Consider the following 24348-nt stretch of genomic DNA (forward strand, 5'->3'; position numbering starts at 1 on the left):
AACGCCCCGTCGAGCGGCGCGCCCCCGCCTCGCGGCGCCGCCTCGAACCTCGGCGTCTTGTCCGGCGGCGCCCGCAGCGGCGCCTGCATCGAAGGGGCCGCCCCCGCGTCACCGCCTGCGGGGTGGGCGCGCGGCGCCGAACGATCGGGCTCGAGCGCGCGCCGCACGCCCTTCACGGCGTCCCCGCCCGAGGACCGGCGCGCCGCGCTCCGGCTGAGTCAGATGGGTCTGCCCATGACCGCTTCCAGTACAGCAAGATGTTTGTCGTTGCGCGCTTGCGGCAGGTTTGATAGCCATCTTCTGACGCCGCGAGACCGTCCCGGTTCTCGACGGTCACTCTCCCGCCGGGGGGCGCGATTCATGGGAAGGAGCATGAGCACATGCCTCAATTGAACGGCAACACCTGTGAAATCAACGAGCTTCCGGATGGTGTGACCGTGACCATCAAGGTGGCGACCAACTCGAGGTACACTCAGAAGATCACCGTGATTCGCGACGACGAGGTGCTGTGTGTCTTCGCGGGCTCCGGCGAGCGAAACGCCATGTCGGGCCAGTCGACCATCGTCGCCAACTCGAGGGCGAAGCTGGAAGTGAGGTTCGAGTACCAGACGGACATCAACGCAGAGTGGTGCAAGTCCCGCCAGCTGAAGTTTGGCGGTCCTTACACGATAGGCAACTACAATCTCCTGGTGATCGTCGCCGAGAACGGAGACGACGAGGACTACAACGATAGCGTACTTGAGTTTAGCTGGATCACGCCCAGGTAGCTGGATCGTGCTCGCCCATTCAGCGCGCCGAACAAAACCGGACCGAGCCAGGCGGCCGAGGGGAGCGCAGCGTCAGAGCACCGATGTTGAACAAGCGAGCGCTCGACCGCCAAGGCGCCAAGGACGCCAAGGAGAAAATCAATTCTTGGCGTCATTGGCGCCTTGGCGGCTCGAGTTTCTGCACTTGTCAGGCGGTTTTAGCCCGTTGGTCGCCCTGGGCGCGACGAGGAGCAACGACGCGACGCGCCCGCCCTTGGCCGCCTGGCGACGGGAGGTTTTGAGAGGCGCTCTCAGGACCGGGCGCTCGCTCCGCGCGGTCGCGCGAGAACGAGCGCCGCAGGCCATCCTGGTTCACTCGCCGAGGTAATCCAGCCTCGATCCGGGCACGGTCATGTAGTCGCCGAGCAGGAAGCCCTGCAGGTCGGTCGTGAACTCGAACGGACCGATCACATGAATCACCTCGCCGCCGGCGCCGCCCTCGCCGCCGGCGCCGCCTTCGCCGCTCATGCCGCCGGCGCCGCCCTCGCCGCTCATGCCGCCGGCGCCGCCCTCGCCGCTCATACCGCCGGCGCCGCCCTCGCCGCTCATGCCGCCGGCGCCGCCTTCGCCGCTCATGCCGCCGGCGCCGCCTTCGCCGCTCATGCCGCCGGCGCCGCCTTCGCCGCTCATGCCGCCGGCGCCGCCCTCGCCGCCGGTGCCGGCCGTGCCGCCGGAGCCGCCCTCGCCGCTCGTGCCGCCGGCGCCGCCCTCGCCGCCCTCGCCGCCGGAGCCGCCCTCGCCGCCAGTGCCGCCGGAGCCGCCCTCGCCGCCCTCGCCGCCGGGCCGCGTGACGGTGATGGAGTCGATGTAGACCACGGTCGGGTTGGCCCAGGGCCCCGCCTCACCAGCGTCGATCTTGAGGCCGATGCGCTTCACCTCCGTCTTGTCGAACATCGTCGCCTCCGCAGCGGCGGCATCGACGTCGATGGTGAGCTCCGTCCACTCGAGCAGGTCGCTGACGTCCGTCCACGCCCAGGGGACGCCCACCCAGCCCTGCGCATTGCCGTTCTGTACGAACGTCTGCACCCCACCTCCGGTCCCGGCGTGCGTCTTGACACGGAACGTGACGGTGGCGCCGGTCAGGTCGACGAGCTCCGCGAAGTCGAACTGGAACAGCGTCCCGGTAGCGGCCTCGGTGAGAGGCACGGCCAGCCGGGCGCAACCGGAGCAGCTCTCGTCCGGCCCGGGGCCGATGTCCGGCTGGCCGCCGCCGACGCCGCCCTCGCCGCCGACGCCGCCCTCGCCGCCGACACCGCCCTCGCCACCACCCTCGCCGCCGGCGCCGCCCTCGCCGCCGCCCTCGCCGCCGACACCGCCCTCGCCGCCGGCGCCGCCCTCGCCACCGCCCTCGCCGCCGGCCCCCGTCGTGGTCGGGCCGCTCCCGCCGCTCCCGCCGGACCCGCCGCTCCCGCCGGACCCGCCGCTCCCGTCGTCGTCGCCGCCACAACCCGCCACGGCAAACGAACCCACCAGCAACCCAAGCATCGCCACAGAAAAAACTGATCTCATCGTACGCTCTCCCGTTTCACGCGAGGCTGCGCGGCTGAGGCCCCCCTTCGCAGGACGTACTCCTGCCGAGCCTGGGCATCCTCCGAACCGGCCACGCCGGCACACTATCCAGGAAAGTTGATTTTTTCAATGGCTCCAGCCCGTGAGCCGGTGTCCTGCGCGGCACAGCAAGGCCGCGAGCAAAGCTCGAGTATCCGACGGACTTCCAGCCCGCAGGCGGCGGGCTCGCCGCTCAGAACACGACCTTGAGGTGCCCGCCGACCGTCGCGAGCACGAGCGAGTACGTGCCGTTGCCCAGATCGTGGTTCGACTCGGTCACCGTGCGCGGCAGGATCCCCTGCACCCGGACGTCCCCCGAGAGCGACACGCTGTCGCTCACCCGGAGCACGCCGCCGATGTCGCCGATCAGCCGGTGGTTGTCGGGCGAGGCCACGTCGATGGTGCTGTCCGGCGAGGCGGGCGATTGATAGCCGACCGACGCCGTGGCGAGCAGCGCGTCGCTCAGCCGGTACTTCGCGCCGACCTCCAGCCACACCGTGTCGTTCCAGTCGCGCGGCAGCGTCACCGTGACCCGGTCGGTGATGCCGAGCTTCGGCTGCGCGAGATCCGGAGACGAGGCCTCGACCACGAACGCCTCGACGTCCGAGTAGAGCACGTAGGAGAGCAGCCCATCGAGGCTGAGCCGGTCGCTGACCCGGTAGCCCACGCCCGCGGTGAGCCGCTTCGGGAGCGTGAACGACAGCTCCGCGTCGCCCTCGACCAGCGGCTCGTAGCGCAGGCCCTGCTCGGCGAGGTCCTGCGTGAAGAACGGGTGATCCATGTCGATGGCGAACTTGCCCTTGTACCGCATGGCGGCGCTGTGCTGGTACGTCAGGCCGAAGCGGAGGTCGTCGTTCGGGTTGAAGGAGAGCCCGACATGGAAGGAGGCGCCGTGCGATATCGCCTGCTTGATCGAGATGGAGCGGGCGAGGACGTCGAGCTCGCGCAGCTCCGAGGGCGTGCTCGGGCCGAAGTCGTTGTCCTGCTTCAGGTAGGCGAGGCCGTCGCGGAACTCGCTCAGGCCGGCGAAGTCCTGCACCTTCGAGAGCTCGGCGAGGCCGCTGACGTACGAGACGCCGACGCCGAGCGAGACCTTCTCGTTCAGCTTCACGCCGGCCGCCGCCGTGAGCGAGCTCGCCACGATGAACGCCTGCCGGAGCTGCCACCTTTGCGCGCCGTCCTCCGGGAAGCCGAGCGCCGCGGCGTAGGGCACGTACAGGCCGACGCCCAGCGTGAGCCGGTCCGGGATGGCCGGGATCGCCAAAAAGCCGTTGCCGGTCGGCGCGATCGGCGTCGCCGAGACCTGCTCGGCGCGGCCGGTCTTGCCCGGATCGACGTTCCCCGGATCGAGCGGGAGCTTGAACTGGAGCGTATCCGGCGTCTGGTACGTGCCGCGCCGCTCGCGCGCGTAGGTGGCGTGGCCGACGATGAGCCCCGCGCCGAGGAGGAGCTCCGGCCGTTTCACGTCCGCGAGCGCGGCCGGGTTCCAGTAGACCGCGGCGGCGTCGGGCGTCGTGGGGCCCGAGGCGCCGCTCGTGATCCAGGGCGCGTCGAGGCCCGAGGCGCGCGCCTCCGCGGCCGTCAGGCAGGCGAGGCCCATCGCGAGCGCGACGGTGGAGAGTTCACGTCCTGTCTGTTGACGGGCGCGGGCGCGGGGCCGCGAGGTCGGCAGAGCTCCTGACATGAGACGGGTCCTCACGGTGGGTGGTCCGGCTACTGGATCCGGGTGAGGGTGAGCGAGAGGCGATGGGCGCTCGGCTTGTCGCCGATCTCGATCGCGTAACGGCGCCCCTCGTCGTCCTCGAAATACAGCGTGTCGCCCGGCGCGACCTCCACCTTCTCGTGGAGCGCGTCGCCGTCGATCTCCTCGGTCGTCGACACCTTCTCCGTGAGCTCGGCGTCCGCGAAGAAGCCGGGGTTCTCGTACGCATAGTCGCGCACGCGCGCGCCCGCCGCGTCCTTGCGGATGTCGTCGGGCGCGATGAAGTAAAGATAATCCCGCCGGCCGGCGACGCCGCCCTCGGTGCTCGGCTGGTACAGGTAGAAGTCCGCGTCACCCGCCGCGTTGTCGTTCAGCTCGATCGCCATGTCCTCGAGGACCGCGGGATCGTTCGCGAGGTTCTCCTTGATGCGCGCGACGAGATCGTCGGTCTCCACGCCGACCGGGACGTCGCGCACGGTCACCTCGACGTTGGCGTCGCCCTCGGCGAGATCGCCGTCGTGGAGGCGCTTCTGGGCGACCTCGACGAGGATGTCCCAGAAATAGGACGGCGGGGGCGGCGGCTCTTCCAGGACGACGCTGTCATCGACGCGGATCTCGGTCCACCCGCGCTCGTCGATGCACACCTCCACGGGCTCGAACTGGCTCGTGGAGGTGCCCTGGGGCCCGTACGAGGAGCAGTGATCCTCGATCAGCGCGGCCCGGAGCTCGCCCGCGCGGGCGAGGATGTGCTCGAGCTCCCAGGGCGGCTGTTCCCAGACGGGCGAGTCGCCGCGCGGCGAAGGCTCCTCGGCGGTGCCGCCCGGCAGGTACATCGGGCTCTCGGGGATGGCCATGGTCAGCTCGCCGATGGAGAGGCCCTCCGCGAGGCCGTTCAGCTCGAGCCAGTCGGGCTCGCTGAAATCGAACAGCGTGTCGATCTGGCCGGGCGTGCTGTTGACGCTGGCGACGTCGGCCGCCGTGGCGTCGACGCCCTTGTACGGCAGCGCGTTGACGTTGACCCGGACCGTCATCGTGAAGTGGTCGAGGGCCGCCTTGACCCCCGAGGTCGCCTTGATGAAGCCGGGGTGCTTCGGGCCGTCGGGGTCGTCGGGGTCGAGGGGTGTCGGGCCGAACTGCTCCGCGAGGCCGGCGAAGTCCGAGACGACGTCGTAGAGCGTGACCGGGATGGAGCGCGGCGCGACCGGGTAGATGCCGTCCGGGTGCTCGCTCGACGGCGGCCCGCGCCGCGCCTTCGTGTTCGGGTGCGTGCTGACCAGGTTCTCCAGCACGGCCTGCGCCGCGATCTCGACGGGGATGAGCCGCTCGTTGCCGGCCGCGCCCACGAGATCGGCGAGGATCTTCGACGTCGGGAGCCCGACGGCGTTGCCGACGCCGAGCAGGCCCTCGAGGCTGGTGCCGCGGAGATCGGCGCTCTCGGGCGTCATGTTGAGGAGCCCGACCAGGTTCCGCGACGCGGGGGGGAGCGCCTCGACGTCCGCGGGCGGCAGGTACATGATCCCGAGCAGCGCGTTCTCGATGAGCGCCGAGATGTCGAGATCGAGGAGCCATATCGCCTCGAGCGTGGGCTTCGGGATGGCCCGGAGCTCCTCGAGCGTGAGCGTCTTGGCGAAGCGCTTCGCGTCGAAGCGCAGGAACTCAAGCGTGAGGGTGCGGCTCTCGCGCACGCCGAGCGCTGGCGGGGGCGCCTCCTCTTCCACGGTGACGGCGTCGACGCAGCCGGGGAGGGCGCACGAGAGCGCGGCCGCGAGCAGGGGGCCGAGCCGGGGGAGCCTGTGGCCGGCGGGCGGGGCGGGGCGGGGGGTGTCTCGCGCTTCCATGATCAGAGCCTCTTCACGTCGGCGGTGATCTCCACGGGGTCGCTGCTGTCGGGCACATGGAAGCGGACCTCGTAGACGGCGGCCTCGTCGTCCTGCATGTACAGCGTGGTCTCGCCCGGCGGCAGCCGGTATTTCTCGTGCGTGGTGTCGGCGAGCCCGTCGACCTCCTTGGTCGAGACCTTGCTCGCCTCGTCGAGGTCTGGGCTCGTGAAGAAGCCGGGCTTCTCGTAGGCGTACGCGCGCGGGGCCTCGCCGCCCTCGTCCGAGGGGCGGAGATCCTCCTCGGCGACGAAGAACAGGGTTGGAGCGCCGTCCGGGGCGCCGCGGCTGTAGAAGAAGTCGAGCGCGTCGTTGTTGACCCAGTACCGGCCCAGGATGATGTCCGCGATCTGCGTGGCCTGGCCCTGCAAGGTCGGGCGGAGCTCGGCCACGATCTCGTCGGCGGTGAGGCCGATGCCGACGCCGTGGAGCGCGAAGACCGGCTGGGCGTCGCCCTCATGGATATCGGGGGTGCCGTCGCCGGTCGGATCGTGGATGGCGACCTGGCCGACGTCGGTGAGCAGCTCCCAGAGGAACTGCGGATCCGGTATCGGCGGCGGCGGGTCCGAGATCCCGTCGGTGAAGACCGTCCAGCCGTTCGGATTGCCGCCTTGGCCGATGTCCACGCCCACACGGCACGTGCCGCTCAGGCGGAAGTAACACGCCGTGAACGCGCGCTCGCTGTACGTCAGGTAGGCCGCCTTGGCCACGATGGGCTCGAGGAGGAACGGCGAGAGATTCCACACGCTGTCCGTGCCGGCGGGCGTGGTGGGGAGATTGCTCTTGCAGGCCGGCTCCTCGACGCATGGCAGGACGTGGCTGTCGAGCTCGCGCAGCGAGAACCGCATGTCCACGGTCGGGGCCTCCGCGATGCCACGGATCTGGAGCTTCTCCGGATCGTTGAAGTCGAATCGGAGCGGCGCGTCGCCCTCGCGGAGGAACATGTCACCGCCGCCCTTCGACAGATCGACGCCGGAGACCCTGCGCAGGCCGGACTCGGCCACGACACGCATCTCGAAATCAGGCAGGAGGACATCGCTCCTCGTCGTGAACGTGCCGTCGTCGGGGACGAGCACGCCGGGGTGATCGCCGGAGGGGCCGAGCTTCTCGGCGAGGGGCCCGAGATCGAACAGGGCATCGTGGAGCGTGACAGGCATCGTCACGCCGTCAGGGTCAGAGATGGCCGGGTGCGAGGCGAGGAGCTGCTGCTGGAGCGCGAGGATGAGCTCGTCCGTCGGCACGAAGGGGGCTGTCCGCTCGATGTCGAGGGCGTCGGCGAGGACGCCGGCGAAGTCGAACGCGAAGGTGCCGGGGTTCTCCTCGAAGATCCGGTTCAGCCCCTCGAGCGACGTCCCCGTCACATCGGCGTTGGCCGGCGTCATGCTGAGCAGCCGGACCAGCGCGAACTCCGGCGACGTGCGCCATTCCGCCTCGTTCGCCCCGAAGCTCTGCCCGAGCGGGGTGGCCGCGCAGTCGTGGCCGGGGTCCGCGCTGTCCTCCCGCCACGCGGTCCCGCACGCGTTCTGGATCTGATCGAGCGCGCTCCGGAGCAGCTCGGTCGTGTCGACGTTGAGGATCGTGATCTGCTTCGCGCCGTCCTCGCCGAAGACCTGGAGCGCCTTCTGCTTGTCGAGCTTCAGGACGACCGACGGCGCCTCCGCGTCGTCGATGCGCAGGCGGAACCGGCTCGGCTCCTCGATGACGACGCCGCCGCCCTCGCCGCCACCCTCGCCGCCGCCGCCGCCGCCCGCGCCGCCCGCGCCGCCCGCGCCGCCGCTTCCGCTGCTGTCGCCGCAGGCGGCGAGCGCGGCGAGCAGCAGGAGGGGCGCGCGGCCGCGATGGGCGAGGCCGCGCCGGGAGGTGAGTGCGAGCGGGGAGGGCTTCATGCAGGGGCTCCTCGTCGAGGGACCATGTCGAGATCCACAGGAAGAGGCGCCTGATGCTACCGGAACTCAGGCGCGCAAAAGCGACAATCCGCAAGCGCCGCCGGGGCGCCAGGAACACCAGGAGAATTGTTGGTTTACCTGGCGTCGAGGCGGTCCTTTTTCACCGGAATGCTCGATGTCCCTCGAGCTAGCCGGCTGTCCCCCCGGGATCGCGCCGGGCGTCTCCGCCCGGCGAGCCCGCGGCGCGCGGCGGCGCGGACGGGGGCACGCCCACGAGATCGCGCGTCCGGTCGAAGAGCGCGCGCAGCAGCGGGAGCCCCGGCTTGTTCCTGCGCGCCGCGATCGCGAGCACCTCCTCGCGGACCGCGGCGTTGATCGGGGTCGCGACGTCGAACGCCGCGCCGCGCGTGGCGACCTCGCCGTTCAGGAAGTCGACCGCCGGCGGTCGCCCCCGCTCGATGGCGGCGAGCATCGACGAGCGCATGCGGCGGTAGCGCGCGCCCACCGCGAGCAGCAGCGCGTGCTTCGCGAACAGCCCCGGCGAGCCCGCCGCGGAGCGCTCGGCGTCCGTGAGCGCGATCCAGTCGAGGTCGAGCGTCCCGGCCACCTTCTCGAGGCGCACGCCGGCCGCGCGCGAGACCTGCACCGTCTCGGTCATGATCTCCAGCGCGAGGCGGCGGACGAAGCGGTGGCGCAGGAGCGCGCCGAGGCGGTCGCCGCCGATCGTGCCGAGCGACGAGATGGCGCAGTTGATGGCCAGCTTCGACCAGCGCGCGCCGGCCAGGTTGTCGGTCACGGTCGTCGGGCCGATCGCCTCGAGGATCCGCGCGAGCTCGTGGAGGCGCGGATCGCCCGCGCCGTCGAGCCGGCCGAGCACGAAGCCGCCGCTCGAGGTGCGGTCGTACACGCCCGGCTCGACCATCGAGGCGCCCCACGCGACGATCGCGCCCAGCGTGCGCTCCGGGCCGGCGATGCGGGCGACGCGCTCCTCGCAGAGGCCGTTCTGGAGGCAGATCATCGCGCCCGTCGGGGCGAGGTGCGCGACCACGCCGCGCGCGGCCTCCTCGACCTGCGGCGGCTGCGTGGCCAGGAGGACGTAGTCGAACGGCCGGGTGTCCGGGCCGAGCTCGCGCACCGCGCGGCCGCGCACGGTGCCCGGGCTCGCCTCGCCGCGCACCCGGAAGCCGGCGGCGTTGATCGCGTCGGCGATGACCGGGTTCGTCGTGAACGCGGTGACGTCGTGGCCCTGCTCGACCAGGTGCGCGGCCACGATGCCGCCGATCCCGCCGCAGCCGACGACCAGCAGCCGGGGAGCGGAGGACGAGGGCGCCCCGGAGGCGCCCGGGGCGAGCCCGCCCGGCGGTGAGGAATCGATGAAGCTCATGCAAGACCCTTTACCACCGCCGCGCCGCGGGCTCGACGGGCTGCAGGCGAGACGGCGAGGGGACAGGCGGGGCGGAAACTCCGGCAGGTGCTGCGGAGCAAGGCGGGCCTCGCCTGAGGGCATCGCGGGCTCCCGTGCCATGGCCACGGTGCGCGTCGCGAGCTCGAGCTCACGGCGAGGTGCCTGGACGGAGGCCGCAGCGGCGCGGGTCAGCGCGGCGGGCGAGGGGGTTGGGAGCTGGCAGAAGATCGCCTCCGTCGGCGCGCGAAGAGCCCAGGAGCGAAGAGCAGGCAGGCTGCGCCAGCATAGGAGGCGTCGAGACCGAAGAGGGGCAGCGAGCACCCGCCGCCCGCCGGATTGCCACCGGGGCCACCCGCATCGCCGCCCGACGAGCCGCTGCCATCGACGCAGAGCCCGCCCTCGCACGTGCCGCTCGCGCACTCCTCCGTGATGACGCAGGCGTGGCCCTCGGGCGCCTGGTGGAGCGCGTAGAACTCCGCGCTGCCGCCGTTGATGACGAGCAGGCCCTTGCCGGGGATGTACGTGGTGGTGTGGCCCGACCGACCCATCGACAGCGAAGGGAGCGCCGTGAAGCTCTCGGTTGCGGGATCGTACAGCTCCACGCTCGTCCCGGCGTCGCCGCCTCCGACGACCACGATGCGCCCGCTCGGGAGCGTGGTCATCGTATGGTTCCAGCGTGCACCGGCCATCGTGGGGCCTGCCGTCCAGGCGTCGGTCGCAGGGTCGTAGATCACGGTCGAGCTCTTGCCCACGCCGCCCGTGACGAGCACCCGCCCGCCGGGCAGGAGCGCGGCATGGTGCCACGCGCGCGCCTCCGGCATCGGCGCCGCGCCTGTCCAGGTGTCGGTCGATGGATCGTAGATCTCGGTGCTCGCGAGCTCCCCGAAGCGCTCGTCCTCCCAGATGAAGTGGCTGCCCCCGGTCACGAGCACCCGGCCATCCGCGAGGACCGTCGCCGCGTGGGCGCGACGCCCCTCTGCGAGCGGCGCGAGGGAGTGCAGCGTGCCGGTATCCGCGTCGAAGCGGAACGTGGTGCCCCAGTCGTTGAAATCCATCCCGCCGCCCACGAAGAAGCCGTCCCCGTCCGCAAGCTGCGTGACCGCGGTGTCGGAGACGAACACCCATGCGTCGCTCCACTGCGTCCACGTATCGCTGACCGGATCGTACGTCTCCAGGGGGGCCTCCATGGAGACGACGAGCAGCCGACCGTCATGGAGCGGCAGCGCGTGCACGTTGACGTAATGGTCGCCGTGGGTCTCGCCGAATACGGACCAGGTCCCCGTCGAGGCGCTGTAGCTCTCCACGGTCCTGGCTGTCCATGTGGACTGGTCGAAGTACCCGCCCACGACGAGCACCTCCCCGCTCGGGAGCGCGGCGGCGCCGTGCCTCGCTCGCGCGATGCCGAGCGAGCTGGAGGTCCAGGACTGCGCAGCCGCAGGCATCGAGACGAGCAGGGCTGCGCAGGCGGGCAGTAGCTGTGAAATGGCGCTGGGATATCGCATGGAACGATCTCCTCGTGAGAACAAGGGCATGCGGCCCTCGGCGCGTCTTGCTGTGCTGGTGCGGCGAGCTTGGTACTCGTCGCCACGAATACATCTCACAGCGGGGCGGCGCGCAGTCAATTCGAATCGCAGTGTAGCCGCTTCGCGGATCGCGTTTCGCAGGATCCTCGTGAAAGGCGGCCTGGTGCATCGAATCGATTCACGATGACGAAGCGATGATGTGGGGATGCGGGGGTCGGTGTATTCGTGCTCGCGTCGTAGAAGCGTTTGAGCTCGACGAGCTGGGGCGACTACGGGCCCGCGCGCAGGAGGCCGTCGTGCCCCTGGAACCACGTCTCGATGCAGCAGTGCTGAATGATGATGCGGACCTCGAGGGATGGATTGGTCCTCGCCATCCGGGTGCCCCGGAGCTCCGCCTGTACGACGCGGTGGACCTCGGCGTAGCGGGCTTCGTACGTGCCCTCGTCCGAGTCGATGCAGATCCAGCGCTCCTGCACGTGACCCGGGCTTTCGTCGATGTCCTGGAGGAGTCCCGCGATCGTGCGGTCATACGGCGGCCAGTCACGCGCCCGCCCCATGCCAGCCAACCGGCCAGCCCCGCCCGGCTCGGCCGCAGCGCTGCCCCTCGCCGACCCCTCACCCCACCGGCGCCAGCACCTCGATCGCCCTCGGCTCCAGCGTCACCGTGATCGGCAGCCGCCCGAGCGGCTCGCCGTCCACGTCGAGCAGGAACGCTTGCTCCACGTCGCGGTTCAGCAGCGTGAGCTCGATGCGATCGCACCGGAAGTGGCGGACGTCCGGGTGGCGGACGTGCATGCCCGTGTACATCCCGGTCGACACGGCCGCGAAGCGGAGGTGGGGCGCGCCGCCCAGGTCGATGACCTCGAACACGCCGTCGTCGGCCCGCGCCATCGGCGCGACCTGCATCCCGCCGCCGAAATAGCGGCCGTTGCAGATGGCCACGGTGCGCGTCGCGAGCTCCTCCTCGCGGGGCTCCCCGTTCAGCGAGGCGACGCAGCGCACGCGGCCGACGCGGCTCCGGGCGAGGCTGCGGAGCGACGCCATCGTGTACGCCAGCGTGTTGCCGAGCGTCCGCGGCGTCTCGCTGACGATCCGATCGACCAGGCCGCTCATGCCCGCCGAGAGCACGTTGACGAAGAACGCCTCGGCGCGCTCTCCGTCGTGCGTCTCGTACGAGAAGCGGCCGACGTCGATCGGGCGCGCGCTGCCGCTGGCGATCGCCGCGCAGTAGCGGTCGAGCCGGTGGCTCAGCTTCAGCGTCCTGCACAGGTCGCCGCCCGTGCCCGCGCCGATGATCCCGAGCCGGGTGCCGGCGGCGCCCCGGTCGCGCGCCTGCATGAGGCCGTTCACCACCTCGTGGACGCTGCCGTCGCCGCCGACCGCGACCACGGTCTCGCGCCCGTCGAGCGCGGCCTCGCGCGCGAGATCGACCGCGTGGCGCGGGCGCTCGGTGCGCGCGACGTCGACCTCGCCGAGCGCGCGCTGGATGGGCGCTCGCATCTCGTCGAAGAGCTTGCCGGTCCTCCCGCCGCCGGAGCGCGGGTTCACGATGAGCAGGGGGCGCATGCGGGCCCCGATGCTAGATGGCGCGGGCCGCCCAGGGCGAGGTGTTTTTGTGCGCCCGCGGGCGCCGCTCAGGGCTGCTTCGTGCAGCCGCAGCCGCAGTCGTCGCTGAAGTAGATCCACCCCGGCTCGCAGACGAAGCGGATCCGCGCGCACTCGTCGTGGCCCTGCCCGACGTACTTCAGGAACGGGGTGTCCACGCAGCCCGGCTGGCCGCCCGTGTCCGGCGCGTCGGAGCCATCGCCCGTGTCCGCCGGGCTCGGCGCGCCTCCCCCCTCCGCGCCCCGCCCGGTCTCCGCCGGCGTCGCCGTGGGCGCGCCGCTCTTGGCGCCCTGGCAGCCGGCGCCGAGCGCGCCGAGCAGCACGAGGAACATGGCGGACGAGGCGGCTCGATGCAGCATGAAGCGTACTCCGGGGGACAGGCCTGCGCGCGAGGCTGCGCGGGCGGGAGGGTGGTCAGCGAGGGCGCCTCGCCGGGGCCTCCTCGCGGGAGGCGCAGGGGCCCACGTTACACCTTCCCGCGATGGAGCCTCGCCGGGTTCGAGCGGACGGGGCGGGGGAGCGCGGCGTCGCCCGCGTCCTGCGCGCGCGGGGGGCGCGCGGCGCCGGCCGGCTGCGCGGCGCCCTCGGCCGGCTCCTTCACGGCCTTGGGCACATCCTCCCCCGTGTCGTCGCAGCGCTTCGCGCCGGTGCGCTTCCCGTCCGGCGACCGGTGCTCGATGATGGCGTTGATCTCGGCCCCGAGGAGCACCGCCATCGAGGAGATCCACATCCAGAGGAGGAGGATGATGACGCCGCCGAGCGCGCCATAGCTCACCTCGTAGCTGCCGAACCGGCCGACGTAGAACGAGAACCCCAGCGAGGCGATGGCCCATATCACGACCGCCACGATCGACCCGGGGGTGATGAACTTGAACTTCTGCTCGACGTCGGGCAGCACGTAATAGAGGACGGCCAGGACCATCATCACGATGAGCATCGAGGCCGGCACGCGCAGCCACAGGAGCGGCGTCGCCAGGGGGCCGAGGTGCGCCGTGATCGCCGGCGTGACGACCGTGAGCGCGGAGGCGATCGTCAGCAGGACGGCGCCGCCGAGCGTGACCAGGATCGCGATGCCGCGGCGCTTCAGGAAGGAGCGGCCGTCCTCGACGCCGTAGGCCGCGTTGAGCGCGTCCATCAGGGCGACCACGCCGCCCGAGGCGGCCCAGATCGCGCCGAGGGCGCCGACCGTCAGGAGCGCCGGGCTCTGGCCGCTGGTGAGGGCGTGGAGGCGCTCGCCCAGGATGTTGGCCACGGCCGGGGGAGCGACCTGGTACAGCTCGCCGACCAGCCTCGTCGACTCGGCTGGATTGATGACCACGCCGGCGAGGGCGACGGCGAAGAGCAGGAACGGGAAGATCGCGAGGACACCGAAGAACGTCAGCCCGGCAGCGACGGTGTCCACCTTGTCCTTGACCCACTCGTGCTTGATGTCGTTCAGGAAGACCTTCCAGGGGATCTCTTTTCCGGGCAGGTGCATGGCGGACCCTTCACGGCAGGGGCGCACAGGCGCCGTGACGTTCCTGGCGGGCGGCGCACGCCGGGGCGTGCTGCCCGGAGGAGAGCAACGCCGGTGCCAGACCGATCGCGGCGGCTCGGGCTGGCAGGGGAGCGATCTCTCCCATCGCACCCGAGCGGGCCGCCTCTCGGTCTCCCACGCGCGCGTGGCGCGAATTGCCCCACACGACACAAAGAGATCCCATCGACCCCGGGCGGCTACAGGGCCCGTCGCGCGCCGGTCCAGCCAGCCGGGCGCGCGCGGCCGTGGGCAGGATGCCTTGCTGAAGCTGACTACGACGCCTTGCCCGTCGCCTTCGCGATGAACTCACACATCGCCGGATCCAGCCCGACCTGGCTCCTCAGCCCCGGCTCGTTCTGGTACATCTCGTTCAGCGACCTCTCGATCTCGGGGTTCTTCCCCGTGAACGCCTCGACGAGCTCCCTCCAGCGCTTCGCGAGCGCTCGCGCCGCCTCGCTCTTCGGGTCGGTGCCCGCCGCCATCGCCGCCTTCACGTCCTCGAAGAGCGTCTTCCACGCGTCCTCGCCCTCGCGGATCTTCTCCGGTCCGAGCGCGTCCGCGCGCTGCTTGAGCTCCGCGAGCTGCTCCGGGGTGTAGTACTTCTCGATCATGGTCATCACCTCGATGGTTTGAAGTAGCTGCTCCACCGACACGTCCTCTCCCTCGCGCAGGACCCGGGCCAGCCCCTCGAGCCGCGCGCAGAGCTTCTGCTCCAGCGCGATCTGCTCGCGCAGCCGCGACAGGTGCAGCTCGATGGTCTGGAGCGGCGAGAAGCCCTCCTCGTCCAGACACGCGCTGATCTGCTCCAGGCTGAAGCCGAGCTCGCGCAACGACTTGATCTGCTGGAGACGGGCGACGTCGCCGGCCGAGTACATCCGGTGCCCCGACGCCGTGCGGTGCGACGGGGAGAGCAGGCCGATCTCCTCGTAGTAGTGGAGCGTGCGGACGGAGAGGCCGGTCTGCCGGGCGAGATCGCCGACTTTCAACGGTGCTGAACGCATGGTGCTTCCCCTGGTTCCAGGGCGGGGGAGGACGTCCATGCCCCGGAGGCTAGGTCCTCACGTAACGTGAGGATCAAGGCCCGGCGTCAACTTTTTTTTCGCGCGCAGCGCGAGCGGCCGCCGCCGACGACGCGCCCTCGAGCCGCGCCCGATCACCGCATGCGGAGCGTGTACTTCTCGACCGACCGGTACGGGTCGGGCCACTCCATGGCGAACCCCTGCTCCGCGGCGGCGTGCCGGGTCCAGTACGGGTCGTAGAGGTGCGCCCGCGCGAGCGCGCACAGGTCCGCCCTCCCGGCGGCGATGATGCTGTTCACGTCCGCGTAGCTCTGGATGTTGCCCACCGCGATCGTCGGCACCTTCGCCTCGAGCCGCACGAGCTCGGAGAGCGGCGTCTGGAACAGCCTGCCGTGCTCGGGCTTGCTCGAAGGGTCCGTCTGGCCCGCCGAGACATGGATGACGTCGGCGCCGTGCTCCCGGAGCATCCCGCAGAGCGCCACGAGATCGTCCGTGGTGAGCCCGCCCGGCGCCCAGTCGGTCGCCGAGATGCGGACGCTCATCGGCTTGTCCGCCGGCCACACGGCCCGCACGGCGTCGAACACCTCCAGCGGATACCGCATCCGGTTCTCGATCGGCCCGCCGTGCTCGTCCGTGCGCCGGTTCGTGAGCGGCGAGATGAAGCTCGAGAGCAGGTAGCCGTGCGCGCAGTGCAGCTCGATGAGGTCGAACCCGGCCTCGTCCGCCCTCCGCGCCGCCTGCACGAAGTCGGAGGTCACCTGATCCATGTCCGCGCGATCCATCGCCCTCGGCACCTGGCTCTCCGGAAGGTACGGGATGGCCGAGGCGCTGAGCAGCGGCCAGGCGCCGCGCTCGAGCGGCCTGTCCATCCCCTCCCACATCCGCTTCGTCGCGCCCTTGCGCCCCGCGTGGGCGAGCTGGACGCCGATCCTGGCCCGCGAGCGCGCGTGGACGAAATCGACCACGCGCCGCCACGCCGCCGCGTGGTCTTGCCGGTAAAGCCCCGCGCAGCCCGGCGTGATGCGCCCCTCCGCGCTCACGTCCGTCATCTCCGTGATCACGAGCCCCGCGCCCCCGAGCGCCCGGCTGCCGAGGTGCACGAGGTGCCAGTCGTCGATCCGCCCGTCCTCGGCCGAGTACTGGCACATCGGCGACACCACGACGCGGTTCTCCAGCACGAGCGACCGCAGCCGGAACGGCGTGAACATCGGCGGCGGCGGGGCCGCGTCGCCGGAGACGACGCGCACCCCCGACTGCGCCTCCGCCTTCCGCGCGACGTGCGCGTCGATCTCGCGCACGAACGCGGGGTCGCGCGCCTTCAGGCCCTCGTGCGTCACGCGCAGGCTCCGCGTGAGCAGGCTGAACGTGAACTCCAGAGGATGCAGCGCCATGTAGCGCTCGGTGTTCTCGAACCAGAGCAGGCTCACCTGCGCGGCGCGCTGGAGCGCGAGCACCTTGGGCTTGCGCTCCGCCTCGTAGGCGGCGAGCGCCTCCGGCACGCCCGCGTGCGCCCCGAGGCGCTCGACGAGCGCGATCGCGTCCTCGAGCGCGAGCTTGGTCCCCGAGCCGATCGAGAAGTGCGCGGTGTGCGCGGCGTCCCCGAGCAGCACCACGTTGCCGGCGCTCCAGCGCTCGTTGTGCACCGTGGGGAAGCTGCGCCATACGCTCCGGTTCTTGAGCAGCCGGTGCCCCCGGAGCTTCTCGGAAAAGAGCTCCTCGAAGTACGCGACCGTCTCGTCCTCGCCGGCGCGATCGAGGCCCGCCCGGCGGAAGGTGTCCTCGCGGCACTCGACGATGAACGTGGAGCGGTCCGGCTGGTAACGGTACGCGTGCACGCGGAAGAGGCCGTGTCGGCTCTCCTCGAAATAGAAGGTGAAGGCGTCGAAGGGGAACGTCGTGCCGAGCCACACGAACCGGTTCGGGCGGACGTCGATGCGGGGCCCGAACCGGTCGGCGAGGCGCTCGCGGATCCGGCTGTTCACCCCGTCGGCCGCGACCACGAGGTCGCTCGTGGCGAGGGCCTCGCCCGGGTCGTCCACCTCCTCCTCGAAGCGGAGGACGACGCCGAGCTCCCGCGCCCGGTCCTGCAGGATCGCGAGCAACCTCTGCCGCGAGAGGCCGCTGAAGCCGTGCCCCCTCGAGACGAGGACGCGCCCGCCGAAGTGCGTGTGCAGCTCGTCCCAGTGGGCGAGGCTCGCCCGGATCGCGTCGTAGCTCGGGCGGTCGGCGTCGGCGAGGTTGTCGAGCGTCGCGTCCGAGAACACCACGCCGAAGCCGAAGGTGTCGTCGGGCCGGTTCCGCTCCACCACGACGACGTCGCGCCGGGGGTCTCGCTGCTTCGCCAGGAGCGCGAAATAGAGGCCCGCCGGTCCGCCGCCCACGCACGTGATCTTCACCGTCCTGCTCCCTGGTCCCTCTGCGCCCTCGCCCGCGCCGGTCTGGGCCCCGTTTGCGCCGGAGCCTACACGAGAACGCCGGTGTGCAGCGCCGCTCCGGGCGGGCTATGAAGGAGCGACATGAGCGAGCAAAGGAATTTCCCGGACTGGCAGGAGCTGTATCGCACCACGCCGAACGAGAGCCTCCCCTGGTACCACGCGGGCCTGGATCCCGACATCGAGCGGGCGCTCCAGCGCTGGCAGGTCGCGAAGGGGCGGGCGCTCGACCTCGGCACGGGCCCCGCCACGCAGGCGTTCGCCCTCGCGGAGCGGGGGTTCGACGTGACGGGGACGGATCTCTCGCACGCCGCCATCGAGCGGGCGGTCGCGCAGGCGGCGCAGGCGCAGGCGCAGGGGAAGCCGGCGGTCCGCTTCCTGCAGGACGATGTCCTGGACAGCCGCCTCGACGAGCGGTTCGATGTCGTCTTCGATCGCGGTTGCTTTCACTGCTTGCCGCCGGTGCGGAGGGCCGATTACGCGCGCACGGTCGAGCGGCTCGTCGCGCCCGGAGGGCTCTTCTTCCTCAAGTGCTTCAGCACGCGGCAGCCGGGGGAGCAGGGGCCGTACAAGTTCTCTCCCGGGGACATCCGGGCGATCTTCGGGGAGCGGTTCGAGGTCCTCTCGATTGACGAGAGCGTCTACCAGGGCACCCTCCCGGAGCTCCCGCGCGCGCTGTTCTGCGTGCTCCGGCCGCGCTGATCGTGGCCTTCGGGGGCGATCGCGGGAGCGCGTCCCGGGGGCTCTGCGCGTCACGGGGCGCCTCCACGAGCGACGCGAAAGCTCGTGAACGCGTGTGGATAACTTCGCCGATACCAGTTGCGGAAGCTGCGCCGCAAGAGCCGCTCGTCCGTGGCCCAGGAGGCGCCGAAGACGACGTCGTGGGCGCCGCCGAAGAAGTCCGCGCTGTAGCCGGGGTAGGTCCGCGCATACGCGCAGAAACCCGGGAGCGGGGCGAAGGGCGTCGCCGTCCACTCCCAGCCATTGCCCAGCAGCTCCTCCACGCCCCACGCGCTCGCGCCGTCCGGCGAGAGGCCCACGGGCGCGGGCAGGGAGCCCCGAAAGCCGAAATGGCCATGGCGCGGCGCGGGCGGATCGTCGCCCCAGGGATAGAGACGCCGTGATCCGTCGGGGCACGCGTAGGCGGCGCGATACAGCTCGGCCTCCGTGGGCAAGCGCCCGCCGACGAAGGCGCAATACGCCCGCGCCTCTTCGCCCGTGACCTGGACGGGCGCGTCCGCCAGCAGCTCGAAGGGCAGGGGACCGTGAACCGTCCTCACCGAGAGCCCCCCGCGGCCCTCCACCCAGGAGCGCGGGGAGGAGCCGCCCGCCTCGCGAAAGGCGAGCCAATCGCGGTTCGTCACGGGGAGCGAGTCGAGCGTGAACGCCGGCACGGCGATGACCGTCTCGCCGAACTCGTTGTCCCAGCCAAACGGGATCTCGTCCCAGTCCGCGCCGAGGGTGGCCGGGCCTGCCGGGATGCGCCGGGGCTCGGCGGGGCGGCGCTCGTATCTTTCGTGGGTCAGCGGCGCCGGGGCGCGGCCGAAGGAGCCCTCGGGGCACGCGGCGAGCATGTACATGAGCGTCTCCTGGTGCATGAGCTCGTGCTCCAGGACGAGATGGACGACGCGGCCGTTGTCGCAGAGGAGATCGCCCTTCCGCTCGAGCACCGAGGGGACGCGGTCGAGGACGGCGCGCCGCGCCGCGTCCCGGTAGCCGCGTATCTCGGCGATGGAGGGCCAGGAGGTGCGGAGGGAGGCGCGCGCGTCGTCGCCATCGGACGGATCGATGCCCCGCGCGAAGAGGACGTCGAGCGCCCTGTCGAGGTGCCCTGCGCCGAGCACGCCCCGGCCCACCTGATTCCACGCGAACGCGGGGAGATGGCCCAGGTAAAACAAGAAGGGATGGCGCAGCGCGATGGGCCGCTCGAGGAGCCTGTCGTCGGGGATCCTCGCGAACAGCTCGTCCGTGCGTCGAAACGCGGCGCCGAGCCGCTCGGAGAGCTCCGCGGCGAGCCCCTCGCTCACGCGACCACCCGGCAGAGGAGGGCGAGCGCGAAGAGATGCTCGCGGTCCGTGTACCAGCCGGCGATGGCGAGGTCGGCCGTGGCGGCGTCTCGCGCGAGCGATTCGCGCGTGAGCTTGCAGCTTATTTCGGTGCGGATCTCGGCGCCCTCGGCGAGATGGAGCGTCACGCCGAGCGCGCGGAGGGAGACCCTCTGTCGCTCCCTCGCGACGAGGCGCATCTCGATCCAGGCATGGGCGCGGTCGTAGAAGGCGCGGTGAGCGAACGCCCCGGGACGAAAATCCGCGCCGAACCGGCGATTGATCGCGGAGAGGACGTTCTTGTTGAAGGCGGCCGTGACGCCCCCGGGATCGTTGTACGCGGCCTCGATCCGCGCCGGGTCTTTCTCGAGATCCACGCCGACGAGGAACGCGTCGCTCGCATCCATGCCGGCCGAGAGCCTGCGCAAGAAGGCGCGCCGCTGGTCCGGGTAGAGGTTGCCCAGGGTGCCCGCGAACAAGACGAGGAGGCGCCCGCCGGGCGGGCCGAGCCGGTCGAGATCCTGGACGAAATCGCCGACGACGCCGCGGAAATGGCAGCCGGGGTAATCGGCGGCGAGGCGCTCGATCGAGCGCTGGAGGAAGAGCGCGTTGATATCGAGCAGGGTGCAGCTCGCGCCGCGCGCGTCGGGGCCCAAGGCGTCGAGCAGGAGCCGGATCTTGCGCCCCGCGCCGCTGCCGAGCTCGACGAGGCGCGCCGGGCGAGCGAGCTCGATGATCTCGCCCGCGCGCTGCTCGAGGATGCCGATCTCGGCGCGCGTCTGGTAATACGCGGAGAGGGTGGTGATCCGCTCGAAGAGCTCGCTCCCCACGTCGTCGTAGAGGTATTTCACGGGGATCTCGGGCAGGGGTCGGGAGAGGCGCTCGCGCAGCGCCGCAATCTCGCCTTCGGTGGGCGACGCGGGATCGGGCGGGGCGGCCAAGGCCGCCCGGTCATCGCTGGATCGAGCCGCCTTTCGTTCACGTCGTCGTGCTTCCATCGTCCCTCCCCCGGCGGGAGCGATGCACGGGGTGGACCGGGCGATGCTCCCGGCCCCGCGGCCCTCCCGGCCCCGCGGCCCCGCGGCCCTCCCGGCCCCGCGGCCCCGCGGCCCTCCCGGCCCCGCGGCCCCGCGGCCTTTCCGGCTTTCGCGCTATGCTCCCGCCGTGATGCACGAGGCTTCCCTGGAGCGCGCGCCGGCGGGCGGGATCGTCCTCCGGTGGCTCGTGGGCCTGCGCTGGGCGGTGTTCGCGCTGCTCGCCGCGACCCTGGCCGCCGGCGAGGTCCTGTTCGGCTACCACGTCCGCTACGAGGTCGCCGTCCCCATCCTCGCGCTGGCCGCCGGGCTCAACCTCGTCCTCGCCCGGCGGGTGCGCGCCGGCCAGGGAGAGGGCGCGCAGAGCTCGCTCGTCGCCGGCGTCGTCGCGCTCGACCTCGTCGCCATCGCGGGGGTCCTCGCCGCCTCGGGCGGCGCCGGCAACCCGTTCAGCGCCCTCTTCTTCGTGCACGTCGCCCTCGCCGCGGCGCTCCTGCCCGCGCGCGCGGCGTTCGCCCTCGCGGGCCTCGCCGCCTGCCTGTTCGCCGCGCTCTTCGCGCTCCCGTCCGGCGCGTGCTGCCCGAGCCACCCGGAGCACGGCGCCTTCTCGGCCCACCTCTACGGGATGCTCCTCGCCTTCGTGCTCAGCGCGGGGCTCGTCGCCTACTTCCTCCTCGAGGTCCGCCGCGCGCTCGACGCGAGCGCCGCCGAGAACGCCGCGCTGCGCCGGCGCGCCGAGGAGTCGTCGCGCTTCCAGGCGCTCGGCGCGCTCGCGGCCGGCACCGCGCACGAGCTCGGCACCCCGCTCGGGACCATCGCGGTCCTCGCCGAGCAGGGCGCCCGCGACCCCGAGGCGACCGAGGAGGCGAGGCGCCGCGCCCGCACGATCGCCGAGCAGGTCGAGCGCTGCCGCGTCGTGATCGCGCGCATGCGGGCGGACGTCCGCGCGGACGCGCTGCGCTCGGGCGTCGAGCTCGGCCAGGCGGCCCTGCGCAGCGTCGAGGCGTGGCGGGCGGCGCACCCCGGCGTCGCGGTCGAGGTGCGCGGCGACCTCGCGCCGCGCCGCACCGTGCCGCTCGACGCGGCCGACATCGAGGCGGCGCTGTGCGCCCTGCTCGACAACGCGCTCCACGCGCTGGAGCAGAGCCCCGCGGCCGCAGGGCCGATCGTGGTGACCGTCGGCGACGAGGGCGGGGCGCCGGTCATCAGCGTCGAGGACGGCGGCGCGGGCATCCCGCCGGGCCTGGAGGAGCGGCTCGGCGAGCCGTTCGTGACGACCAAGGCCCCGGGGGAGGGGATGGGCCTCGGGCTCTACCTCGTGCGGACGCTCATCGAGCAGGTCGGCGGCTGCCTCACGGTGTCGGCGCGGCAGCCCTCGGGCACGCGCGTGGCCCTGCGCCTCGCGCCGGTGGAGCGATGAGCGCCGAGGTCACGGGCGACCCGACGCTGCTCATCGCCGACGACGACGCGGCCTTCCGCCTCGCGCTCGGGGACGCGCTCGGCAAGCGCGGCTTCGCGGTGTCGCTCGCCGGCAGCGCGGAGGAGGCCGAGGCGCTCGCGCGCGCGCAGGTGTTCGAGTACGCGCTCGTCGACGTCCGGATGCCGGGCCGGAGCGGGATCGATCTCGTGAGCGCGCTGCGGAGCCTGGACGACGGCATCCGCATCGTGGTGTTCACCGGATACGGCACCATCGCGAACGCGGTGACGGCGATCCGCGCCGGGGCCGTGGACTACCTGACCAAGCCGGTGGACGCGGCCCGCTGCGCCCGGGCGCTGCTCGGCTTCCCCCCGGCCGCGGGCGGCGAGGAGGACCTGCCGTCGCTCGAGCGGGTCGAGTGGGAGTACCTCCAGCGCGTGCTCGCCGACTGCGACGGCAACGTCTCCGAGGCGGCGCGCAAGCTCAGGATGCACCGGCGCTCGCTCCAGCGGAAGCTCTCGCGGCTGCCGCCGCGATCGTGACGCGCCGGGAAGCCGGCCTCCGCTGATCGGCCGGGCCGGGGGCTCACCCGGGGGAGGTGCGGCGGGCTTCGCCGGAGGTGGTGGAGGACGTCCGGGCAAGTGCGGCGGGCTTCGCCGGAGGTGGTGGAGGACGCCCGGGCAAGTGCGGCGGGCTTCGCCGGAGGTGGTGGAGGACGTCCGGGCAAGTGCGGCGGGCTTCGCCGGAGGTGGTGGAGGACGCCCGGGCAAGTGCGGCGGGCTTCGCCGGAGGTGGTGGAGGACGTCCGGGCAAGTGCGGCGGGCTTCGCCGGAGGTGGTGGAGGACGTCCGGGCAAGTGCGGCGGGCTTCGCCGGAGGTGGTGGAGGGTGCCCGTGAGCCCCGCGCTGCTCATCCTTGGCGACAGGAGCGTCCAGGGCAACATCAAGGCGCTGCGCGCTCGCCGATCGCGCGGTACGGGCCCCCAGCACGACATAAGCCGCCTTGACGTCGATCTGCCACCGCGGCGGCGCGCCTTCTTCCGCTCGGGCGCCTGTGGGCACGAGCGACATCGCGGCGATGGCGATCCTCAGGTGGCTAACGTGCCTCTTCCGGCACCACATCGTCGGCCAGCGCCTTCCTTCGAGCGGCGCGGACCGCCGCAAGCCAGTGCGCCTGGGCCGGGTCGCTGTCCCACGGCGGGGCTTCCCGGTAGAGCGCGTCCCAGTATTCCCACGTTGCCGCTTCGGCCGTCTCAAGCTCGCTCTCGCCCTCGGGCGCGTCCTCGATGCGATCCACGAAAGAACACCAGGGTTCCTGGCCGAAGACGCCCAGGCTCGACCACGGCTGAGCGGGCGCTCCACCGAAGCGACCATCGCTGCTCTGGAGATGGCCTTCATAGGCGCTCTCCGCGAGGGCTCGTCGCCGGCGATGGTTGACCCACAGCGTGCAGAGCTCGCGGTACACCGCCGCCCAGATGCGGTCTTCCTCCGGCACGTCCTCGCGCCATGCGCTCGCATACAACGCGCGCAACTCCTGCTCGCGTACCGTGCGCTCCTTCGGGTCATCCGGAGCCGGCAGCGCCCTGAGCGCTCGCTCGCGCGCGGCGCTCGGACCAGGGAGCTCAGGCGCCGCGACCTCCCAGGAAGGGCACGGCTCCAGCATCGGAGGGATGGGCCTCGTCAGCGTCTTCGGTTTTCCGCGGCGCCCGCTCCGAAACCCCCTGCGAAAGGCGCGGAGCGCCTCGGCCCGGTCCGCCTCGGCCGTGTCGTCGGACGTCAACCTCTGCCAGAGATGGGTCCGGTGGAGGCGCGACATCGGGTCGGCCGCAGCAGGCTCGCTCGAACCGGAGCGCTCTTTCTTGAAGCCCTCGATGAAGGCGAAGAACGCGCTCTGGACGGCCTCCAGCAGCATCGGCCACGGTGGCGCGGGCTCTCCGGCGAAGCGCCCATGGGCGCTCGGGAGATCCCCCGCGTTCGCCTTGTGGCCGACAGCAGGGTGCCCCGAATCGTCAATCCACTTACTAAATTTCTCGCGGTACGGCGCTGCCCATGCGCGGTCCTCCTCGGACAGGTCGGCTCGCCATGCTTCCCCGCACTGCTTGCCCAGATGCTCGAGGTGCCACTTCCATTGTTGAGGTTCCTTGGTCGTAAACAGGCAGTAAGCAAACCCTGCTTCGCGCACAGCGGCCCGTCCAGGGAGAGAATTCGCCCACCACGTCACGGCCAGTTGCTCGGCGGCATTGCAGCGATCCGCTTTCTCAGCTCGTCGCGATCGCTGGGGTCCAGGATCGAGCAACCACAGGCGAGCACAACGAGCAGGATGCCGAGCCGATGTCTCATCGGTTGCCTGTTCCAAGTCGAACGAGCCACGCAGGTACGAACGGTGGCCGACCATACCAGCCCCGCCCCGCGGCGGTCAATTCCCGAAGGGCCGTCTGGAGTCCGGCCGCATGCAGGCCTGTTCATCATCCGGTTGCGGCAGGTCCCGCCTGCCAGAGAGTTTGACCAAGACGTTCATCAGCTCTCTTTCTCTT

At 71.7% G+C, this 24348-nt stretch carries 20 protein-coding genes; 4 read left to right on the forward strand and 16 right to left on the reverse strand.

Features of this window, described 5'->3' with window-relative positions:
• Positions 1 to 380 precede the first annotated feature (380 nt).
• The gene (locus WMF31_RS01025; RefSeq protein WP_436600160.1) at positions 381 to 767 is read left to right on the forward strand and encodes a fucose-binding lectin II; all 387 of its coding nucleotides are present in this window, start codon (positions 381 to 383) and stop codon (positions 765 to 767) included.
• A gap of 351 nt (positions 768 to 1118) precedes the next feature.
• Here the strand turns inward: WMF31_RS01025 and WMF31_RS01030 are convergent, their stop codons facing one another.
• From WMF31_RS01030 to WMF31_RS01085, 12 genes are all read right to left on the reverse strand, one after another.
• Entirely contained in the window at positions 1119 to 2276 is a 1158-nt protein-coding gene (locus WMF31_RS01030) for a hypothetical protein (protein WP_436600161.1), read from the reverse strand.
• Positions 2277 to 2547: 271 nt separating this feature from the next.
• On the reverse strand, positions 2548 to 4038 hold the full coding sequence (locus WMF31_RS01035; RefSeq protein WP_436600162.1) for an OmpP1/FadL family transporter: 1491 nt from the start codon (positions 4036 to 4038) through the stop codon (positions 2548 to 2550).
• A gap of 29 nt (positions 4039 to 4067) precedes the next feature.
• Positions 4068 to 5894, reverse strand: a complete 1827-nt coding sequence (locus WMF31_RS01040; RefSeq protein WP_436600163.1) for an acetyltransferase — start codon at positions 5892 to 5894, stop codon at positions 4068 to 4070.
• A gap of 2 nt (positions 5895 to 5896) precedes the next feature.
• The gene (locus WMF31_RS01045) at positions 5897 to 7819 is read right to left on the reverse strand and encodes a hypothetical protein (protein ID WP_436600164.1); all 1923 of its coding nucleotides are present in this window, start codon (positions 7817 to 7819) and stop codon (positions 5897 to 5899) included.
• Between the two features lie 187 nt (positions 7820 to 8006).
• Positions 8007 to 9203: a ketopantoate reductase family protein gene (locus WMF31_RS01050; protein ID WP_436600165.1), complete on the reverse strand. Its 1197-nt coding sequence runs from the start codon at positions 9201 to 9203 to the stop codon at positions 8007 to 8009.
• A 209-nt stretch (positions 9204 to 9412) separates the two neighbouring features.
• A complete protein-coding gene (locus tag WMF31_RS01055) occupies positions 9413 to 10726 on the reverse strand; it encodes a Kelch repeat-containing protein (protein ID WP_436600166.1) in 1314 nt (437 codons plus the stop codon).
• 290 nt (positions 10727 to 11016) lie between these two features.
• The gene (locus tag WMF31_RS01060; RefSeq protein WP_436600167.1) at positions 11017 to 11304 is read right to left on the reverse strand and encodes a hypothetical protein; all 288 of its coding nucleotides are present in this window, start codon (positions 11302 to 11304) and stop codon (positions 11017 to 11019) included.
• 58 nt (positions 11305 to 11362) lie between these two features.
• Positions 11363 to 12313 (reverse strand): diacylglycerol/lipid kinase family protein, encoded by a 951-nt coding sequence (locus WMF31_RS01065; RefSeq protein WP_436600168.1) that lies wholly within the window; start codon positions 12311 to 12313, stop codon positions 11363 to 11365.
• Between the two features lie 68 nt (positions 12314 to 12381).
• Positions 12382 to 12711, reverse strand: a complete 330-nt coding sequence (locus tag WMF31_RS01070; protein ID WP_436600169.1) for a hypothetical protein — start codon at positions 12709 to 12711, stop codon at positions 12382 to 12384.
• 107 nt (positions 12712 to 12818) lie between these two features.
• Positions 12819 to 13829, reverse strand: a complete 1011-nt coding sequence (locus WMF31_RS01075) for a YihY/virulence factor BrkB family protein (RefSeq protein ID WP_436600170.1) — start codon at positions 13827 to 13829, stop codon at positions 12819 to 12821.
• Between the two features lie 311 nt (positions 13830 to 14140).
• Positions 14141 to 14869, reverse strand: a complete 729-nt coding sequence (locus tag WMF31_RS01080) for a MerR family transcriptional regulator (protein ID WP_436600171.1) — start codon at positions 14867 to 14869, stop codon at positions 14141 to 14143.
• 152 nt (positions 14870 to 15021) lie between these two features.
• Positions 15022 to 17268: a bifunctional salicylyl-CoA 5-hydroxylase/oxidoreductase gene (locus WMF31_RS01085; protein ID WP_436606502.1), complete on the reverse strand. Its 2247-nt coding sequence runs from the start codon at positions 17266 to 17268 to the stop codon at positions 15022 to 15024.
• Positions 17269 to 17403: 135 nt separating this feature from the next.
• Here WMF31_RS01085 and WMF31_RS01090 point away from each other — a divergent pair, with 135 nt between their 5' ends.
• The gene (locus tag WMF31_RS01090) at positions 17404 to 18021 is read left to right on the forward strand and encodes a class I SAM-dependent methyltransferase (protein ID WP_436600172.1); all 618 of its coding nucleotides are present in this window, start codon (positions 17404 to 17406) and stop codon (positions 18019 to 18021) included.
• 50 nt (positions 18022 to 18071) lie between these two features.
• On the opposite strand, the gene WMF31_RS01095 is transcribed toward WMF31_RS01090, so the two are convergent.
• Positions 18072 to 19346 carry an SUMF1/EgtB/PvdO family nonheme iron enzyme gene (locus tag WMF31_RS01095; RefSeq protein WP_436600173.1) on the reverse strand — a complete coding sequence of 425 codons (1275 nt, stop codon included), beginning with the start codon at positions 19344 to 19346 and terminating at the stop codon, positions 18072 to 18074.
• The gene (gene egtD, locus WMF31_RS01100; RefSeq protein WP_436600174.1) at positions 19343 to 20305 is read right to left on the reverse strand and encodes an L-histidine N(alpha)-methyltransferase; all 963 of its coding nucleotides are present in this window, start codon (positions 20303 to 20305) and stop codon (positions 19343 to 19345) included. The genes WMF31_RS01095 and egtD overlap by 4 nt, the downstream gene beginning before the upstream one ends.
• Positions 20306 to 20531: 226 nt before the next feature.
• Between egtD and WMF31_RS01105 the strand changes: the two genes are divergently transcribed.
• Together WMF31_RS01105 and WMF31_RS01110 are read left to right on the forward strand one after the other, a co-directional pair.
• Entirely contained in the window at positions 20532 to 21818 is a 1287-nt protein-coding gene (locus WMF31_RS01105) for a sensor histidine kinase (RefSeq protein ID WP_436606503.1), read from the forward strand.
• Complete coding sequence (locus tag WMF31_RS01110) at positions 21815 to 22357, forward strand: response regulator transcription factor (RefSeq protein WP_436600175.1); 543 nt, start codon at positions 21815 to 21817, stop codon at positions 22355 to 22357. Before WMF31_RS01105 ends, WMF31_RS01110 begins: the two co-directional genes overlap by 4 nt.
• Positions 22358 to 22910: 553 nt before the next feature.
• Here WMF31_RS01110 and WMF31_RS01115 read toward each other — a convergent pair.
• Both WMF31_RS01115 and WMF31_RS01120 read right to left on the reverse strand, forming a co-directional pair.
• Positions 22911 to 23996, reverse strand: a complete 1086-nt coding sequence (locus tag WMF31_RS01115) for a hypothetical protein (protein ID WP_436600176.1) — start codon at positions 23994 to 23996, stop codon at positions 22911 to 22913.
• Between the two features lie 35 nt (positions 23997 to 24031).
• Entirely contained in the window at positions 24032 to 24154 is a 123-nt protein-coding gene (locus tag WMF31_RS01120) for a hypothetical protein (RefSeq protein WP_436600177.1), read from the reverse strand.
• Positions 24155 to 24348: the final 194 nt, after the last annotated feature.

The organism is Sorangium sp. So ce1036 (assembly GCF_051369805.1).
GTDB lineage: Bacteria > Myxococcota_A > Polyangia > Polyangiales > Polyangiaceae > Sorangium > Sorangium cellulosum_F.

Excerpts from the sequence above, each read along its gene's own strand:
- WMF31_RS01025 (WP_436600160.1), top strand. The coding sequence starts at position 381 with ATGCCTCAATTGAACGGCAACACCTGTGAAATCAACGAGCTTCCGGAT.
- WMF31_RS01035 (WP_436600162.1), bottom strand. The coding sequence starts at position 4,038 with ATGTCAGGAGCTCTGCCGACCTCGCGGCCCCGCGCCCGCGCCCGTCAA.
- WMF31_RS01040 (WP_436600163.1), bottom strand. The coding sequence starts at position 5,894 with ATGGAAGCGCGAGACACCCCCCGCCCCGCCCCGCCCGCCGGCCACAGG.
- WMF31_RS01045 (WP_436600164.1), bottom strand. The coding sequence starts at position 7,819 with ATGAAGCCCTCCCCGCTCGCACTCACCTCCCGGCGCGGCCTCGCCCAT.
- WMF31_RS01050 (WP_436600165.1), bottom strand. The coding sequence starts at position 9,203 with ATGAGCTTCATCGATTCCTCACCGCCGGGCGGGCTCGCCCCGGGCGCC.
- WMF31_RS01055 (WP_436600166.1), bottom strand. The coding sequence starts at position 10,726 with ATGCGATATCCCAGCGCCATTTCACAGCTACTGCCCGCCTGCGCAGCC.
- WMF31_RS01060 (WP_436600167.1), bottom strand. The coding sequence starts at position 11,304 with ATGGGGCGGGCGCGTGACTGGCCGCCGTATGACCGCACGATCGCGGGA.
- WMF31_RS01065 (WP_436600168.1), bottom strand. The coding sequence starts at position 12,313 with ATGCGCCCCCTGCTCATCGTGAACCCGCGCTCCGGCGGCGGGAGGACC.
- WMF31_RS01070 (WP_436600169.1), bottom strand. The coding sequence starts at position 12,711 with ATGCTGCATCGAGCCGCCTCGTCCGCCATGTTCCTCGTGCTGCTCGGC.
- WMF31_RS01075 (WP_436600170.1), bottom strand. The coding sequence starts at position 13,829 with ATGCACCTGCCCGGAAAAGAGATCCCCTGGAAGGTCTTCCTGAACGAC.
- WMF31_RS01080 (WP_436600171.1), bottom strand. The coding sequence starts at position 14,869 with ATGCGTTCAGCACCGTTGAAAGTCGGCGATCTCGCCCGGCAGACCGGC.
- WMF31_RS01090 (WP_436600172.1), top strand. The coding sequence starts at position 17,404 with ATGAGCGAGCAAAGGAATTTCCCGGACTGGCAGGAGCTGTATCGCACC.
- WMF31_RS01105 (WP_436606503.1), top strand. The coding sequence starts at position 20,532 with ATGCACGAGGCTTCCCTGGAGCGCGCGCCGGCGGGCGGGATCGTCCTC.
- WMF31_RS01110 (WP_436600175.1), top strand. The coding sequence starts at position 21,815 with ATGAGCGCCGAGGTCACGGGCGACCCGACGCTGCTCATCGCCGACGAC.
- WMF31_RS01120 (WP_436600177.1), bottom strand. The coding sequence starts at position 24,154 with ATGAGACATCGGCTCGGCATCCTGCTCGTTGTGCTCGCCTGTGGTTGC.